The organism is Plastoroseomonas hellenica, assembly GCF_018129085.1.
In the GTDB taxonomy this organism is placed as follows: Bacteria; Pseudomonadota; Alphaproteobacteria; order Acetobacterales; family Acetobacteraceae; genus Plastoroseomonas; species Plastoroseomonas hellenica.
Genome location: NZ_JAAGBB010000029.1, coordinates 15,142 through 31,129, shown reverse-complemented (window position 1 = coordinate 31,129; position 15,988 = coordinate 15,142). Strand labels below are relative to the sequence as shown.

Annotated in this window: 18 protein-coding genes; 10 read left to right on the top strand and 8 right to left on the bottom strand. The window is 70.6% G+C overall.

Features of this window, described 5'->3' with window-relative positions; genetic code table 11:
* Nucleotides 1–9: 9 nt before the first annotated feature.
* Nucleotides 10–1,005, top strand: coding sequence for a CDF family Co(II)/Ni(II) efflux transporter DmeF (dmeF, locus tag GXW71_RS22000; protein ID WP_211854834.1), 996 nt, complete (start codon nucleotides 10–12; stop codon nucleotides 1,003–1,005).
* A 209-nt stretch (nucleotides 1,006–1,214) separates the two neighbouring features.
* Here the strand turns inward: dmeF and GXW71_RS21995 are convergent, their stop codons facing one another.
* The 3 genes from GXW71_RS21995 to GXW71_RS21985 all read right to left on the bottom strand — a co-directional run bounded on the left by GXW71_RS21995 (nucleotide 1,215) and on the right by GXW71_RS21985 (nucleotide 4,359).
* Nucleotides 1,215–2,051 carry a copper resistance protein B gene (locus GXW71_RS21995; RefSeq protein ID WP_211854833.1) on the bottom strand — a complete coding sequence of 279 codons (837 nt, stop codon included), beginning with the start codon at nucleotides 2,049–2,051 and terminating at the stop codon, nucleotides 1,215–1,217.
* A gap of 16 nt (nucleotides 2,052–2,067) precedes the next feature.
* A complete protein-coding gene (locus tag GXW71_RS21990; RefSeq protein WP_211854832.1) occupies nucleotides 2,068–3,858 on the bottom strand; it encodes a copper resistance system multicopper oxidase in 1,791 nt (596 codons plus the stop codon).
* Nucleotides 3,859–4,026: 168 nt separating this feature from the next.
* Entirely contained in the window at nucleotides 4,027–4,359 is a 333-nt protein-coding gene (locus GXW71_RS21985; RefSeq protein WP_211854831.1) for a four-helix bundle copper-binding protein, read from the bottom strand.
* 270 nt (nucleotides 4,360–4,629) lie between these two features.
* Here GXW71_RS21985 and GXW71_RS21980 point away from each other — a divergent pair, with 270 nt between their 5' ends.
* From GXW71_RS21980 to GXW71_RS21960, 5 genes are all read left to right on the top strand, one after another.
* A complete protein-coding gene (locus GXW71_RS21980; RefSeq protein ID WP_408902000.1) occupies nucleotides 4,630–5,424 on the top strand; it encodes a response regulator in 795 nt (264 codons plus the stop codon).
* Nucleotides 5,421–6,833, top strand: coding sequence for an ATP-binding protein (locus GXW71_RS35245; RefSeq protein ID WP_367617346.1), 1,413 nt, complete (start codon nucleotides 5,421–5,423; stop codon nucleotides 6,831–6,833). Before GXW71_RS21980 ends, GXW71_RS35245 begins: the two co-directional genes overlap by 4 nt.
* Nucleotides 6,830–6,988 carry a DUF411 domain-containing protein gene (locus GXW71_RS21970; protein ID WP_211854830.1) on the top strand — a complete coding sequence of 53 codons (159 nt, stop codon included), beginning with the start codon at nucleotides 6,830–6,832 and terminating at the stop codon, nucleotides 6,986–6,988. The genes GXW71_RS35245 and GXW71_RS21970 overlap by 4 nt, the downstream gene beginning before the upstream one ends.
* Nucleotides 6,989–7,147: 159 nt before the next feature.
* The gene (locus GXW71_RS21965) at nucleotides 7,148–8,119 is read left to right on the top strand and encodes a Bug family tripartite tricarboxylate transporter substrate binding protein (RefSeq protein WP_211854829.1); all 972 of its coding nucleotides are present in this window, start codon (nucleotides 7,148–7,150) and stop codon (nucleotides 8,117–8,119) included.
* Nucleotides 8,120–8,203: 84 nt separating this feature from the next.
* Nucleotides 8,204–8,956 (top strand): SDR family NAD(P)-dependent oxidoreductase, encoded by a 753-nt coding sequence (locus GXW71_RS21960; protein ID WP_211854828.1) that lies wholly within the window; start codon nucleotides 8,204–8,206, stop codon nucleotides 8,954–8,956.
* A 237-nt stretch (nucleotides 8,957–9,193) separates the two neighbouring features.
* Here GXW71_RS21960 and GXW71_RS21955 read toward each other — a convergent pair whose 3' ends face one another.
* Both GXW71_RS21955 and GXW71_RS21950 read right to left on the bottom strand, forming a co-directional pair.
* Nucleotides 9,194–9,721, bottom strand: coding sequence for a YcbK family protein (locus tag GXW71_RS21955; RefSeq protein ID WP_211854827.1), 528 nt, complete (start codon nucleotides 9,719–9,721; stop codon nucleotides 9,194–9,196).
* Between the two features lie 58 nt (nucleotides 9,722–9,779).
* The gene (locus GXW71_RS21950; RefSeq protein ID WP_211854826.1) at nucleotides 9,780–10,502 is read right to left on the bottom strand and encodes a GntR family transcriptional regulator; all 723 of its coding nucleotides are present in this window, start codon (nucleotides 10,500–10,502) and stop codon (nucleotides 9,780–9,782) included.
* Nucleotides 10,503–10,675: 173 nt separating this feature from the next.
* Between GXW71_RS21950 and GXW71_RS21945 the strand changes: the two genes are divergently transcribed.
* Together GXW71_RS21945 and GXW71_RS21940 are read left to right on the top strand one after the other, a co-directional pair.
* Complete coding sequence (locus GXW71_RS21945) at nucleotides 10,676–11,650, top strand: Bug family tripartite tricarboxylate transporter substrate binding protein (RefSeq protein ID WP_211854825.1); 975 nt, start codon at nucleotides 10,676–10,678, stop codon at nucleotides 11,648–11,650.
* A gap of 85 nt (nucleotides 11,651–11,735) precedes the next feature.
* Entirely contained in the window at nucleotides 11,736–12,485 is a 750-nt protein-coding gene (locus GXW71_RS21940) for a class II aldolase/adducin family protein (RefSeq protein ID WP_211854824.1), read from the top strand.
* 23 nt (nucleotides 12,486–12,508) lie between these two features.
* Here the strand turns inward: GXW71_RS21940 and GXW71_RS21935 are convergent, their stop codons facing one another.
* The gene (locus GXW71_RS21935) at nucleotides 12,509–12,721 is read right to left on the bottom strand and encodes a DUF4170 domain-containing protein (RefSeq protein ID WP_211854823.1); all 213 of its coding nucleotides are present in this window, start codon (nucleotides 12,719–12,721) and stop codon (nucleotides 12,509–12,511) included.
* Nucleotides 12,722–12,860: 139 nt separating this feature from the next.
* Between GXW71_RS21935 and GXW71_RS21930 the strand changes: the two genes are divergently transcribed.
* The gene (locus GXW71_RS21930) at nucleotides 12,861–13,352 is read left to right on the top strand and encodes an MOSC domain-containing protein (protein WP_211854822.1); all 492 of its coding nucleotides are present in this window, start codon (nucleotides 12,861–12,863) and stop codon (nucleotides 13,350–13,352) included.
* On the opposite strand, the gene GXW71_RS21925 is transcribed toward GXW71_RS21930, so the two are convergent.
* Together GXW71_RS21925 and GXW71_RS21920 are read right to left on the bottom strand one after the other, a co-directional pair.
* Nucleotides 13,353–14,147, bottom strand: coding sequence for an enoyl-CoA hydratase/isomerase family protein (locus GXW71_RS21925; RefSeq protein ID WP_211854821.1), 795 nt, complete (start codon nucleotides 14,145–14,147; stop codon nucleotides 13,353–13,355).
* A 184-nt stretch (nucleotides 14,148–14,331) separates the two neighbouring features.
* Nucleotides 14,332–14,823: a CinA family protein gene (locus GXW71_RS21920; protein WP_211854820.1), complete on the bottom strand. Its 492-nt coding sequence runs from the start codon at nucleotides 14,821–14,823 to the stop codon at nucleotides 14,332–14,334.
* A 167-nt stretch (nucleotides 14,824–14,990) separates the two neighbouring features.
* Here GXW71_RS21920 and GXW71_RS21915 point away from each other — a divergent pair, with 167 nt between their 5' ends.
* The gene (locus tag GXW71_RS21915; RefSeq protein WP_211854819.1) at nucleotides 14,991–15,968 is read left to right on the top strand and encodes a TAXI family TRAP transporter solute-binding subunit; all 978 of its coding nucleotides are present in this window, start codon (nucleotides 14,991–14,993) and stop codon (nucleotides 15,966–15,968) included.
* Nucleotides 15,969–15,988 lie beyond the last annotated feature (20 nt).

Sequence of the window (15,988 nt, the reverse complement as noted above, 5' to 3'; positions counted from 1 at the left end):
GAGGGCGTCATGCACCAGCACTCCACCGCCACCTGGCAGCACGGTCACAGCTTCGGACAGGACCGGCCTCACGCGGGTGAACGCCGGACGCTGATCGTGCTCCTGCTCACGGCGGCGATGATGGTGGTCGAGATCGCGGCCGGCCTCGCCTTCGGCTCCGTGGCGCTGCTCGCCGATGGGCTGCACATGGGATCGCATGCGGCCGCCCTCGGCATCAGCGCGATCGCCTACGCCTATGCACGGCGCCATGCCGCGGACCCGCGCTTCGCCTTCGGCACCGGCAAGGTCAATGCGCTGGCCGGCTACACCGGCGCCGTCCTGCTCGCCGCCTTCGCGCTGGCCATGGTCTGGGAGAGCGTCCACCGGCTGCTGGCACCGGTCCCGATCAATTTCGGCTGGGCCATCGCGGTCGCGACGGCCGGCCTCGCCGTCAATCTCGCCTCCGTCCTCATCCTCGGCGTCCACGACCACGGGCATGATCACGGCCACGCGCATGCACACCATCAAGACCATGCGGATCACGACTATCACGACGATGACCACCACCACAGGCACGACCTGAACCTGCGCTCGGCCTATCTCCACGTCCTCGCCGATGCCGCGACCTCGGTGCTGGCGATCGCGGCCCTGCTGGCGGGCCTGCTCCTCGGCGCCTGGTGGATTGACCCGCTGATGGGGCTGCTCGGCGCCGCGCTGGTGACCCGCTGGTCCTGGGGCCTGCTGCGCGACACCAGCCGCATCCTGCTCGACCACCAGGCACCGGAGCCGATCCTGCGGGCGGTGCGCGAAGCCGTCGAGCGCGTGGCTGACAACCGCCTCTATGACCTGCATGTCTGGTCGGTGGCGCCCGGCATCTATGCGGCGGCGCTTGGCATCGTCACCCATGCGCCGCGCCCGCCGGAGCACTACAAGGCGCTGATCCCGCCAGAGCTCGGCCTCGTCCATGTCACGGTCGAGGTGCAGATGTGCCAGGACACGCCCGCGCTGCACGGCCGCGCCGCCTGACCACGCCTGACCCGGTTCAGTGCTGGTGATGTCCTGACGCCGGCCTTGGTGCCGGCGCGGCGCCGGCGCCCGCCGGCCTGCCCAGGCCCTCGCCGCTCGCATGCGCGGGCGGCGCGGCAGGTTGCAGCCCGTCGGTCGACGCCGCGCAGGCGGTGAGCAGGCCGGCCAGCGCAAGGGCAGTCGTCATCCGCATCGGCGTGTCGTCCCGTTCAGAAGAAGAGGCGGATGCCCGCGACCACCGCGGCCCGTCCCGGCTTCTCGCCGTGGTTGCGGACCAGGCCGGAGGCGCCGCCGGTGTACCGCTCGTAGGAAAAGCCTATATAGGGCGCGAATTCGCGGGTGATCTCGTAGCGCAACCGGATGCCCGCCTCCACGCGATAGAGGCCCGGCGCGATCAGGGCATCCCGATCCCAGCCGCTTGAGACATTCAGCTCCACCTCGGGCTGCAGCACGAGCCGGTTGGTGATGAGCAGGTCGTAGGAAGCGGAGGCGCGGGCCAGGAAGATTCCCTCCTGGCTGACGAAGCCATGGAGCTGGACCTCGAAGAAGCCAGGCGCCAGCCCTTGCAGGCCGATGACGCCGTAGCTGCGCGCCGGTGTCCCTTCCCGCGGATCGACGCGGACATCGTGCCGCACGCCCGCCTGGATGTCCCAGTAATAGCCGAGCAGGTGCGAATAGAGCAGCTCGACCTCCGCCCGCTCCAGACGCTCGCCCTCGGCGCTCGTCTCGCCGCGCGTGTTGACCCAGACGCGGTCATGGCTGGTGCCGTAGAATGCCGAGCCTTCCCAGGCATAGGCCAGGTTGCCGCGGCCGGTGCTGCGGATCTCGTTCTGATCGAGCAGCACGGCGCCGAAGTAGATCGGCGCGTGCACGGGATGCGCTTCCGAGCCGCTGGCGACCATCGCCGCGGCATCCTGTGTGGAAGCGACCGCGGCGGGTGCCGCATGCATCGCGTGCCCGCCGCCCGATTGCGCTGTCGCTGCGGTGGCGGAGAGCACGACGGCGGCAAGGACAGCCGCCGCGCGCGTCAGGCGTTCGCAGGTCATACTGATCTCCGCGCCGTCAGTGGTTGTGCGCGGCGGGCATGGCGCCCTGCCGGGGCGGGACCGCAGACGCCGCCGGAGCGCCGTCGCGGATGACCCGGAAGATCCGCATCATGCCGCTCTCCATGTGATAGAGCAGGTGACAGTGGAAGGCCCAGTCACCCTCTCCATCCACGATGACGTCGACGTCGAGCGACGTGCCCGGCCGGATGTTCACCACATGCTTGCGCGGGTTGAGGGCGCCGTTGCCGAGGTCCGGCACCATCCACATGCCGTGCAGGTGCATGGGGTGGTTCATCATGGTCTCGTTGATGAAGCGGATGCGCAGGCGCTCGCCCAGGCGCGCGACGATCGGCTGCGCGCGCCAGAACTCATTGCCGTTCATCGACCAGATGTAGCGCTCCATATTGCCGGTCAGGCGCATTTCGATGATGCGGTCGGGCGCGCGCCATTGCGGGTCCGCGCGCAGCGGGCGCAGGTCGCGGTAGGACAGCACGCGGGTGCCGGGGGGCGCGCCCGTGTCCTGCGCCACCGGATCGGGCGCGGTCATGCCGCCATGCCCCATCGCGGCGTGATCCGTCGTGCCGTGGCTCATGGCGGCGTGGTCCATCCCCGGCATGGCGCCATGGTCCATGCCGCCCATCGGCGCCACATGCCCGGGCTGGTCCTGCTCGGGCAGCGGCGTGCCCCGGTCCAGGCCCGTCGGGCCCGGGTTCATGCGCATGTCCGCCATGGTCAGGACCGGGCGCGGGCGGTGCGGCGGCAAGGCTTCGACGGGCGCGTCCATCCGCGTCGCCAGCCGCGCCCTGGACCAGCCCGAGCGATCCATGGTCTCCGCGAGGATCTGGTACTGCCGGTCGTCGCGCGGCTGGACGATGACGTCGTAGGTCTCGGCGACCGCGATGCGCAGCTCGTCCACCTCGACCGGGCGGATGTTGTTCCCGTCCGCCTGCACGACCGTCATCTTCAGGCCGGGGATGCGGACGTCGAAATAGGTCATCGCCCCGGAATTGATCAGCCGCAGCCGCACGCGCTCACCCGGCCGGAACAGCAGCGTCGCCGGGGTTTCCGGCCGGAAGCCGTTGACCAGGTAGCGATAGGTCGCGCCGGTGACATCGGCGATGTCGGTGGGATCCATGCGCATGTCGCCCCACGCCATGCGGTCGCGGAGGATGCCGGCCCGCGCACGCGCATCCGGCGCGCCGCCCAGCTCCCGCGCCAGGTCAACAAGGGTGCGCCGGTTCCAGTTGTAGTAGCCGGGGTCGCGCCGCAGATTCTCGAGCACCCGCAGCGGCCGCTCATCCGTCCATTCGGAGAGTTGCACGACATGCTCGCGGTCATAGCGGAAGGGCTCCGGCTCGCGCCCGTCGATGACGATCGGCGCATAGAGGCCGCGCTGCTCATGATCGAGGTTATGGGCGTGGTACCAGTAGGTGCCGGACTGCACGACGGGAAAGCGGTATTCGTAGGTTTCGCCGGGCGCGATGCCGCGCAGGAAGCCCGGGCTGAAGCCGGGCGAGCCGTCCATCAATGCCGGCAGGATCAGCCCGTGCCAATGGATGCTGCTCGCCGTACTCATGCGGTTGGTCACGCGGATCACCGCCTCATCACCCTCGCGCAGGCGGATCAGGGGGCCCGGGAACTGCCCGTTGACCGTGACCGCAGGGCGGGCAGTGCCGTTGATGGTGACGCTGCGCTCCTCGAGCGTCAGGTCGTAGCGCTGCGCCAGCGCCGGCGCCGCGAGCGCCAGCAGCGCCGCGGCGAGCGAAAGGCGCCGCAGCGCTGCCCTGATGGTGAAGCCTGTCGTCATCCCAGCACCTCCGACCCTGGGTGCGGCATAGCCGCCCCGGGTTCCACTTGCGGGCCGGAACCTGCCGCCCCGGCCCGCCACCCGCAACGCGCATGGCAGCCTGGGACATACTTCGTCATGCGCCGGCCCGGATGAACCTATGCCGGGCTCCACCGGTGATCGCGGAGCTCAGGCGGCCATCCGACGGCAGCTCTCGGCGCAGCGGCGGCAGGCCTGGACGCATTCCTCCATGCCGCCGAGCCGTGCGCAGCTCGTCGCGCATTCCTCGCAGATCTCCGCGCATTCGCGACAGGTGTGCTGGTGATGCCGGGTGCCGATCAGCATGACCTTCGCCGAGGTCTGGCAGATCTCGGCGCAGGTGATCATGATCCGGAAATGCTGCGGCTCGACATGCGGTCCGCCCTGCTCCAGGCAGTGGTTCATGGCGGTGCCGAGGCAGGTGCTGTGGCAGCGCAGGCATTCCTCGATGCAGGCACGCATGTCCGCGGATAGCTGGTGCATGGTCATCTCCTTGCTGGAGGGCGCCTCGTCGACGGCGGATGGGGGCGGCGCCGTGGCCCCCATCGCGCCGGACGGTCGTCGGACCGCGCCCGCCCGGCGTCTGAACCCGGCCGCTCCGCGAGGTTTGCGCCCGGCAATGCGACAAAACATGTCAGGCCGTGCCCGAACCGGGCCGGCCTTGACCTTTCCATCATAGGAAGCCCCATCTCCGCAGCTTGTCCGGGGATCGGAGGTCGGCATGACATCGGTGAACGCAGCCCAGCCCGGCCCGTGCTGAACGCGGCCCCCACCGGCAGAAGGACCGCCGACCCGTCGGGGCGGCGCGGGCTCGACCCCGAGGCGCATGTCCTGGTCGTCGAGGATGACGCGGCAATGCGCCACCTCATCGTCCGGCTGCTGCGCGAGAACGGCTTCCGCGCCACCGGCGTCCGCGACGGCCGGGAGATGTGGGAGACGCTCAGGAACACCGCCGTCGACCTGGTCCTGCTCGACGTCATGCTGCCCGGCCAGTCCGGCCTCGACCTGCTGCGCCTGCTGCGGTCCGAACGGGGCTCGCTGCCGGTGGTCATGGTGACCGCGAAGGGTGCGGAGGCGGACCGGGTCCTCGGCCTCGACCTCGGCGCGGATGATTACCTGCCCAAGCCCTTCGGGCGGCGGGAGCTGCTGGCACGCATCCGGGCGGTGCTGCGCCGCGCCCGGCCGCCGGCCGCCGCCGCGCCCGAAGGCATGACGACGCGCGCCGACCACCGGCTGCGCTTCGAGGGCTGGACCGCCGATCTGGCGCGGCGGGAGCTGCTGGCGCCCGGCGGCGCGGTCATCGACCTCTCCGGCGCCGAATACGACCTGCTGCTGGCCTTCCTGGAGCATCCGCACCGGGTGCTGGCCCGCGACCGGATCCTGGAGCTTTCGCGCGGCCGCCTCGCGGATCCGAACGACCGCAGCGTGGACGTGCTGGTCAGCCGGCTGCGCCGCAAGCTCGAAGGGGAGGACGGCAAGGGGGCGATGATCAAGACGGTGCGCGGCGCCGGCTACATGTTCCTGCCGCGGGTGGAGCGCGGCGGGTGAAGCGCGCCCTTGAGCGCGATGACTTGAGGCCGGCTCGGCCGAAAAGTCTGAATCGCGCGATCAGACATGCTCTGGCCTGGCTGTCGCCGGCGAGCCTCGCCGGCAGGACGACCCTGATCCTGCTGGCCGGGCTGCTGGTGTTCCACTTCGGCAGCGTCTGGCTGCTGGAGCGCGGCGTGCACGGCGCCATGGAGGAGGGGCGCGAGATCCAGGCGGCCGAGCACATCTCCGCCGCCACCCGCGTCATCGGCGCCCTGCCCGAGGCGATGCGCGAGGCAGCCGCCCGCGCCTTCTCCTCCGCCGATTTCGCGGTCACCTGGCAGCCCGCCGCGCCCACCGGCACCCTCGACGAGGCGGCCCTCGCACAACTCCGCGACCGGCTGGTGCGGCGGGCACCGGTACTGGCCGGCTTGCGCATCGGTCATGGCCCGGCCGCGCCGGGCGAAGCGCGGCCGATCCAGGGCGGGGTTCCCCTGCCGGATGGTGGCTGGATCGCCTTCACGGCGACGGGGCTGGAGCTGGCCGCCGTCCCCGCGCATGCCTCGCTCGCCTCACTGAGCGCGATGGCACTCGGCATCGTGCTGGCCTCGCTCCTGGTGGTGCGCTGGATCACCAACCCGCTCCGGCGCCTCGCCGGGGCGGCCGAGGATTTCGGCAGGGGCGCATCGCCGGTGCCGCTGCCGGAAGACGGGCCGCGCGAAGTGCGCGACGCTGCGCGGACCTTCAACGCCATGCAGGCGCGGATCCACCGCCTGGTCGCGGATCGCACCCAGGCGCTCGCTGCCGTCAGCCACGATCTGCGCACCCCGATCCAGCGCCTGCGGCTCCGCGCCGGCTTCCTGGAGGATGCGGAGGCGCAGCGGGCGATCGACGCCGACCTCGACGAGATGGAAGGGATGGTGGAAGCGACGCTCGCCTATCTGCGCGGCGAGGCCGAGAGCGAGGCGCCGCGGCAGGCCGACCTCGCGGCGATCCTGGTGACGCTCTGCGATGCCGCCGCCGACGCGGGCGCTGCCGTCACCTATGCCGGGCCCGACCGCGTCCCGATCCGGCTGCGCCCGCTGGTGATGAAGCGTGCCCTGGCCAACCTCATCGACAACGCGGTGAAGCATGGCGGCGGCGCGCGCGTCTTCCTCGAGGACGCGCCGGCGGCCGCGACGGTCAGGATCGAGGATGACGGCCCCGGCATACCGGAGGCGGCGCTGGAGACGGTGTTCGAGCCGTTCCAGCGCCTGGACGCATCCCGCAACCGGGGCAGCGGCGGGACCGGGCTCGGCCTCGCCATCGCCCGCCAGGCGGTGCGCGGGCATGGCGGGACCATCCAGCTTGCCAACCGCCCCGAAGGCGGGCTGGTAGCGACCCTGCGGCTGCCGAAGACGGGCTCGATCGGCGAAGGAGACCTGACGTGAGACGACGGCTTTTCCTGGCGGCGCTGGCGATGCCCGCCGGCTCGCCCGGGATGGAGATGCCGGGCCAGCCGGACGACACCTATGACGTCATCGCCTTCGATGGCAGCGCAGGGCGACGGATCTTCATGCGCTTCCGCGGCCATCAGGCGCTGTGAATGGACCATGGGATTGCCCCGGTCGAGGGCGCATGATGCGTCCGCTTCCGCTTACGCACCATGCTCCAGCACTTCGTCTGATCGCGTGATTCGGACTTTTCGGCGATTCCATCTCAAGTCATCACGCTCTTGGGGCGAGACCGAGGGAGGCAAGGAGCGATGATCAGTCGCCGCGCATCGATGCTCGCCGCCGCCGCGGCGCTGACGACACGGACGGGACGGGCCGCCGAGCCCTTCCCCAGCCGCCCGATCCGCGTGCTGGTGGGCTTCGCCGCCGGCGGCGCCGTCGATATCGCGCTCCGCACCGTGAGCCCGCTGCTGAACGAGTTCCTGGGCCAGCCCATCGTGGTGGACAACCGCGGCGGCGCCGGCGGCAACATTGCCGCCGAGATCGTGGTGCGGGCGCCGCCCGATGGCCACACGCTGATGATCAGCTCGCCCGGGGTGCTGATCGTCAATCCCGTCATCTACCAGACCTTGCCGTTCAACCCGGCGGTCGACCTGGTGCCGATCGCGACGCTGGTCGACGTGTCGAGCGCGCTGGTGGTCCCCGCCGACAAGCCCTGGCGCAGCGTCGCCGATCTTGTCGCGGCGGCGCGCCGGCAGCCGGGCAGGCTGAACTGGGGCTATTCGGGCGTCGGCAGCACCAACCACATCGCTGGCGGCATGCTCGCCAATCTGAGCGGGATCGAGACCGTCGCGGTGCCCTATCGCGGCGGCGGTCCGCTGATGACCGATCTGGTGGCAGGGCGGCTCGACTTCTCCTTCTCCACCCTGCCGCCGGCGCTGCCGCATCTGGAAGCGGGCAAGCTGCGCGCCCTCGCGGTGCCGATGGCGAGCCGCGCGCGGCTGCTGCCCGACATCCCCACCGTCGCGGAAGCGGGGATCCAGGGCTTCGAGGTGAGCAACACCTGCGGCTTCCTCGCACCCCGCTTCACGCCGCCCGCGGTTGTCGCCCGGCTGAACGCCGCGGTGAACAGCGCGCTGGCGAGCGAAGCGCTCACTGCGCAGCTCGCGCGCCAGGGTCTGGAAGGACGGCCCGGATCGGCCGCGGACTACGCTGGCTTCCTGGCCGCCGAGCGGCAGCGCTGGCTGCCGATCATCGCCGCGAGCAACATCCAGCCCGAATAGGCCCGGTGGAGGTGCGCCGCCGGCGCGTCTACCATGCATCGCAGCGGCGACGGCGCCAGGCTTCCAACGGGGTGAGAGACGGACATGACGGGTGCACTTCAAGGCAAGGTCGCGCTGGTGACCGGTGCGGGCAAGAATATCGGCCGGGCGATCGCGCTTAGCCTCGCCCGTGACGGCGCCACCGTCGTGGTCAATGGCCGCGCGGACCGCGCCGCGGTCGAGGCGGTGGTCGACGAGATCCGTGCCGCCGGCGGCCAGGCCATCGCGGGGATCGCCGACATCAGCGATCCGCAAGCGGTCGCGGCGATGGTCGAGAGCATCGCCGGCGAGCTCGGCGGCATCGACATCGCCGTCACCAATGCCGGGCTCAGGCGCCAGACACCCTTCCTCGACATGGCGTTCGAGGAATGGCGGGAGATCCTGTCGGTGGCGCTCGACGGCGCTTTCCTGGTCGCGAAGGCAGTCGCGCCGCAGATGATCCGCCGCGGCGGCGGCGCGATCATCGGCCTCTCCGGCATCTCGACCCATGTCGGTACGCCGAACCGGGCGCATGTCTCCGCTTCCAAATCCGGGCTCGAAGGGCTGATGCGGGCGCTGGCGGTCGAGCTGGCGCCGCATGACATCCGCTGCAACTGCGTGGCGCCGGGCGCGGTCGACACCACACGCGGCGCCTCCGCCGGCGCCATGCCGAAATCGCTCCGCGAGAGCGGCGTGCCGCTGCAACGCAAGGCGACCGTCGAGGAGATCGCCGCCATGGTGCGTTTCCTAGCCGGGCCGGAAGGCGGCTACGTCACCGGCCAGACCATCCATGTGAATGGCGGCGCGTTTTTGACGTGAGCCCTCAAGCGCCAGGCGCGCGTTTTCGTTGACCGCAAGCCGGCGGCCGCATCCGCGGCCTTGGCTTGCGCGCTGTCAGGGCGGCATTGGCGACATCTGTCGGTCGCGCGCGGGGCCGTATGCGCGGCCCCGGAGCATCGGCTTCGCCTCGCTCCGCAGAAACCGGGGGCGGCCTGCTGCCGCGGAGGTGTGGTGGAGGGCCTGCCCTCCGAAGCCTTGGCGAAGGAGGGTGCGACGCTACCCGTACCAGGTGGCCGGCGTGCCGCGGGTGTCGAAGTGCAGGAATCCGTGCTGCGGATAGAGCCCTACACCGCCCAGGCGCAGATCCATGATCCGGAGCGCCGTGCGCTCCAGCAGGGCAGGCGGCAGGCGGACATCCAGTGCCTTGCCGCGCCGGTGCTGGCTGTCCGCGGCGCCGCCCACTTCGATATTGCTCGGCTGGGAGCGATAGCCGCTGATCACCTCCCAGCGGGCGAGGCCAGGATCACCGCCGATCAGCGCGAGGGCCGACCAGAGGCGACGATCGATCGGCACGCGAGCGCCGGTCCGGTGATCGGCACAGAGCGCGGTGAGCGCCTCGGTGCCTTCCTCATTCGCGCCCGCCGGGTCCCAGAAGCCGCGCCATTCCCGTCCGGTCGGCGTGAAGATCACGTGCAGCCTGCTGATGCTCCGCCGGTACCGCATCTGCGCCAGCGCCGGCCGCGCGAGGCACAGCGCCGCTGCCCCGGTGGTCCAGCCCATCCAGCGACGACGCGTGGTGTCCATGCCCCGATCCCCGCGCAACCAGGACAGCCTGCCATCCTTGCGAGCGCCGGAGAAGCCTTCAGCGCCAGTCCTTCACCGACATGGTGAAGCTGTGCCGGTCGCCGCGGTAATAGGACAGCGCGCAGAACACTGGCGCACCGTCCCCCGCGTAGTAGGTGCGCTCACCTTCCAGCACCGGCACGCCGACATCGATGCCGAGATCCGCCGCGAAGGACGGGTCCGACAGCCGCGCCGCGATCGTCTGCCGCACCGAGGCGATGCGGTAGCCGTAGACGTCGTTCAGCAGCGCCGCGAGGGTCATCTGCTTCAGGTGCTCCTCCACCTCGAAGATCTTCATGCCCGTCTCGAGCGGCAGGTAGCTGTAGATGAAGACCAGCGGCGCGCCTTCCACCAGGCCCAGCCGCTCCAGCGTCACCACGCGGTCCTCCCGCGCCAGGCCGAGGCGCATGGCGATGTGGGCGGGCGGCATCCCGACGCTTTTGCGCAGGATGCGGATCTCGGCGCCCGGCCGACCCCGGATGGTGGTCTCCAGAAGCTGGCTCGGTTCCTGTTCCGTGCGCTGCGCCGGACCGACATAGAAGGTGCCGCGGCCCTGGTCGCGGCGGATGACACCTTCCTGTTCGAAAAGCTGCAGCGCCTGCTGGATGGTGGCGCGGCTGACCGAGAAGGTGGCGCAGAGCTCCGTCTCCGATGGTAGGCGGTCACCCGGCAGCATGGTCCGCTCCCAGCGGGCTTCCAGCAGAGCCTTGATCGTAACGTATTTCGGAACTTGCGGGCGCATCCGTGTGTACCTAAGCTTGTCTGGTATACCGGACAAGCGGATGAGAGAGCATGATTCGCCTCTCTATAGCCAGCCGCGGCCGCCGCCGCACGCCTGGAGCCGCCGAAGATCCTCCGCGCCGTCCGGCCGGCTGAAACGACGCGGCTTCCTTTTCGGGTAGCGGGGTGATTGCGATGCAGACGATATGGCGCCGAAGGCTTTTGCAGGGGGCCGCCGGCGCGCTGGCCCTGCCGGCCCTGGCCCATGCCCAGGATGCCTGGCCGTCACGCCCGATCCGCTGCATCGTCCCGCTGCCCCCGGGTGGCGGTACCGATGTCGTCGCGCGGCTGGCGACGCGGCGCTTGAGCGAAGCGCTCGGCGCCACGGTCGTCGTCGAGAACCGGCCCGGCGCCGGCGGCACCATCGGCAGCGAGGCGGTCGCCCGCGCAGCACCCGATGGCTACACGATCGGCATCGCCACCACGAGCAGCCACCCGGTCTCGACCGTGCTGCGGCGGGACGTGCCCTATGACCCCGTGACGTCGTTCAGCGCCATCACCCTGCTCGGAGCCACACCCTATATCCTGGTCGGCGGTCGCGCCGCCGGCGCCCGCGACCTGCAGGGCTTCCTGGCCGCCACGCGCGGCCGGCCGGGGCAGGTCTCCTACGCCTCGGTCGGTGTCTCGACGCTGGGCTACCTGCTGACCCGGCAGTTCGAGCAGCTCGCCGGGCTGACGATGAACCATGTGCCCTATCGCGGGTCCTCCCAGGTCTATCCGGACCTGATCAACGGCACGGTCGCCGTGCTGCTCGACAATCCGCCGGGCTGCGCGGGACTGGTGCGCGACGGCAGCCTGACCGCCTTCGCCGTCACCCAGCGATCCGCCATCCTGCCGGAGGTGCCGAGCTTCGCGAGCCTCGGCGTGCCCGGCTTCGACGCCGCCTTCTGGTACGGGCTGGTGGCGCCCGCCGGCACGCCGCCCGCGATCACGCGGCGCATCCAGCAGGCGCTGGCCGGACAGTTCCTGGCCGATCCCGGCCGCGCCGAGATGCGCGCCATGGATGTGGAGCCGGTGATGTCGACGCCCGAGGAATTCGGCCGGACCATCGCCGAGGACGCGCGCAAATGGCGAGAGATGGCCGATCGCCTCGGCATTCAACCCGAATAGAGCGGATCGCCGAAGGGCGGGATTGCCCGGAGGCGTGAATCCGCTCGTCAAACGCAAATTCACTGCATCGAGGGAGAGCAGATCCATGGATGGCAGCGCCACCCCCGCCTATCGCGTCAACGAGCTGACCCCCGACCCCAGCGTCAGCTTCGACCCGAAGATCGCGCGTGACTACGTGACCTACGCGCATCGCCTGGCCGCGCGCGGACTGGTCAACAGCAGCGTCGGCGGCATGGTGATCCGCGCGCCACACCCCGACCACCCGGACGGCATCTGCTACGCCAAGCCGCAGGGCGTCAGCCTGGAGGAGGTCGAGGTCGAGGACCTGGTCATCACCGACATCCCCTATGGCCGCATCCTGCAAGGCGCGCGCGCCACCACGGTCGGCCATCAGATGAACCGGGAAATCCTGCGCCTGCGGCCGGATGTGAACTGCGTCATCCACCTGCACCACGACGAGACCATCGCCTTCCTCGCCGCCGGCTTCCAGGAGATCCGCTCCTTCAGCCTGACCTATGGCTTCCTGATGCAGAAGCCGGCGCACTACCTGCCGGCGAGCATCAACGTCGAGGAGGATGTGGCGCCGATCAAGACCTTCATCCAGGACACCAACTGCATCATCATGCGTCGCCACGGCTTCACCGTGCTGGGCCGCACGCTGTCGGAGGCCTATCACCGCACCTGCGTGCTGGTGAGCGAGGTGAAGCGCAACATCATCGTCGAGACGCTCTGCGCGGTGACCGGCAAGTCGCCGGAATACATCTCCGACGAGGATCTGGCGCAGATGGGCAAGCACGGCGATGCCGTGATGTACCCGACGCTCGTGAAGCGCTGAGGCGACCCGCGGCCGCGCTCGCCTTACGGCGCGGCCTTGTCTTCGGTGGCGCGCATCACGAAGAGGCGGTGGGTCGCGATGTCGACTTTGCGGCGCGTTTCGTCGCGCCAGGCGCGGAGCGCCGTCGCCTCGTCATGGAAGGGGCCGAAGAGCTCCTCGGTCCCGGGTTCCAGGGTGCGAAAGTCGGTGCCGGTGAAGATGCCGCCCCAGACCACCCAGATCATGCGTTCGCTCATGTCAGTCCCTCTAGCGTGATGACTTGAGGCCGCTCCTCCACGCGCGGGTTATGGGCGCGAACCCATGCAGCAATCAACCGCTTCCGCCGGGTTTCCGGGGATTGTGGAGCGGCCCAGCCGAGGCGATCTCTGTCGGGATATGCTGAACCCCGCCTCCCCCCTCGCCGCCCTGATCGGCGCCCCAATGCGGCCCGGCCGCGTGGCCTGGATCGGGCTGCGCCCGGCCCGGCGGGCGCCGATGCGGGAGGTCGCGACCGCACCGATCGACCCCGCGACGGGCCTTGCCGGGGACCGCTGGCAGGGCCGCGCCAGCACAGCCCGCCAGGTGACGCTGCTCCAGGCCGAGCACCTGCCGGGAATCGCCCGCTTCCTCGGCCGCGACCAAGTGGCGCCCGAACTGCTCCGCCGCAACATCCTGGTGGAGGGGCTGAACCTGCTGGCCCTGAAGGGAAGGCGCTTCCGGATCGGCACCGCCCTGCTGGAAGGCACCGGGGAATGCCACCCCTGTTCCCGCATGGAGGAAGTGCTGGGCCCCGGCGGCTACAACGCCGTTCGCGGCCATGGCGGCATCACCGCGCGGGTGTTGGAAGGCGGCGCGGTGACGCTCGGCGACGCGGTCGAAGCGCTCTGACTACTCTTCGAGCTGCGGCAGCCGGTAGCGGTCGGCGGGGTCGTCCCAGCCCTTGAAGTTCGGCGCCCGCTTCTCGGCGAAGGCGGCGCGGCTTTCGATCAGGTCGCTCTTGGCGCCATGCTCGTGCAGCGCGGCGGCCAACGCCTGCTGCGCCGGCGTCGGCTTCGGGCGCATCCGGCGCATCATGTGCACGGTGTTGACCCGCGCCGCCGGCGGCAGGGTCAGCAGGTGCTTCGCCATCTCCATGGCGCTGTCCATCACCTGCTCCGGCTCCACCAGGCGATTGACGAAGCCGATCTCGTAAAAGCGCTGCGCGGGGAAGCGGAAGCCGAGCGCCATTTCCATCGCCAGCGGGAAGGCGAGGTTCGCGAGATGGCCGTGGTTGTAGCCGCCGAGCAGCCAGCGCTTCGCCTCCGACACCTCGAAGATCGCGGTGGTCGCGGCGACGCGGAGGTCGGTACGCTCCACCAGCATGAAGCCGCCGCCCATGGCGAAGCCGTTCACCGCGGCGATGACCGGCTTCTCCAGCGCGCCGCTGTTGAAGGGATCTTCGATCGTCGGGCGGCGGCCGCCCGGATTATTCTCGGCCAGCGATTCCTTCATGTCCTCCCCGGCGCAGAAGGCGCGGCCGGTGCCGGTGAAGATCGCGACCTCCAGCGCATCGTCGTGGCGGAACTCGGTCCAGGTCTTCGCGAGCTCGGTGCGCAGCTCGTGGTTGAGCGCGTTCAGGCGCTCGGGGCGGTTCATCCGCACCACCAGCACCTGCCCGTGCCGTTCGGTTTCGACGACAGCCATGCGACGTTCTCCCAAGTCAGCGATCCTACAAGCTGTTGTGCCCTCCGGGGCCGTTTGGCAACAGCGGCGGTGGAGGGCTGGCGAGGGATTTTTCGTCCCTGGCGTGTCGGCTGACGCAGCCGATGCTGGCGGCACTCGGCGAGGAAGACGGCGTGCCAGGGGCGGAAAAGACCCGCCAGACCGCTCAGCGCGGCGCTTCGGCCAGCACCTCGGCAAAGAGCGCCAGCAGCCCGGCGGCGAAGGCGCGCATGTTGGCGATACGGTCGGCGCTGCCGGTGCCGAGGATGCGGGTGCGCTCCAGCGGCCCTGAGATCCCGAGGCAGGCATGCCCGGCCGGATCCCCATAGCGATTGCCGGTCGGGCCGGTGGCGCCGGTTTCGGCCAGCCCCCAATCGGCGCCGAGCCGCGCCCTGATGGTGCGCGCCAGCAGCGCCGCGTAGCGCTCGGTCGAAGGACGGAAGCCGGCCAGCGCCTCCGGCGCGATGCCGAGCAGGCCGCTGCGGGCATGGGCCGTGTAGATCACCCCACCGCCGCGGAAGTAGGCGGAGGCGCCGGGCACCGCGAGCAGCGCCGCCGAGACCAAGCCACCGGCCGAGGATTCCGCGACCGCGATGGTCTCGCCCCGCGCCTTGAGCAGGGCGCCGACAGCTTCGGCGGCGGGCAGCAGGGTGTCCATGGCGTCCTCCTGGGGTCAGGCGGCGGAGCTTTGGCGAGTTCCGGCAGGCTGTCCATCGCGCCGGGGGCATGGGGCCAGAGCGTACACGGCAGCGTGAAGGCCACTCTTCCCCCGGCGGACCCCTGCGGCTATCAACCCTCCCAACAGACAAGTTGGGAGAAATGTGCATGCCAGGGATCACCCGCCGCGCCGCGCTCGGCGCCACCGCAGCCGCCTTCGCGATGCCCGGCGCGCTGCACGCGCAGACCCCGCAACAGCTCGCGATCGCGACCGGGACCACGGGCGGCGTCTACTACCCGTTGGGCGGCGCGCTCGCGAACTACCTCTCGCGCGGCATCCCCGGGATGAGCGCGACCGTCGAGGTGACCGGCGGCTCCACCGCCAACTACCAGCTCCTGGGCGCCAACCGCGTCGGCCTGCTGTTCGGGCAGGTGGATGCCGGCGTGGACGCGATCCGCGGCGCCGGCCCCTTCCGCGGCCGCACCGTGCCGGCACGCGCCATCGCGGTGCTCTACACCAACCGCATGCAGGTGGTGACGACGACCGCAACCGGCATCCGCACCATGGCCGACCTCAAGGGCAAGCGGATCTCGACCGGCGCCCCGGGCTCGGCGACCGAGCTCTTCGCGCTGCGCGTCATCGAGGCGGCCGGGCTCAACATCGCGAGCGACTTCCGCGCCCGCGAGCGGCTGTCGCCGGCCGAGAGCACCAATGCGATCAAGGACGGCAAGCTCGACGCCTATTTCTTCGTCTCGGGCGTGCCGACCAGCGCGATCACCGACCTCGCCGCGACGCCCGGCACCACGCTGCACCTCGTCGACCATGCCGACCTCCACCGCGCGATTGTCGAGAAGAATGGCCCGGTCTACTTCCCGGAAGTGATCCCCGCCGGCACCTATCCCGGCCAGACCCGGGACAACGCGCAGCTCTCGGTCGCCAATGTGCTGGCGGTGCGGGAGGACATGCCCGCGGCGCTGGTGACGCAGATCCTGCGCATCACCTGGGAGCACCGCGAGGACTGGGCGCGGGTCCATGCCGAGGCGCGCAACTTCAAGCTCGAGGGCCAGAAGACCGCCGCCGCCGGCATCCCCTGGCATCCCGCCGCCGAAGCCTTCTGGCGTGGCCTCGGCGCCAACCTGGGCTGAGGCTCGCACCACCTGATGCC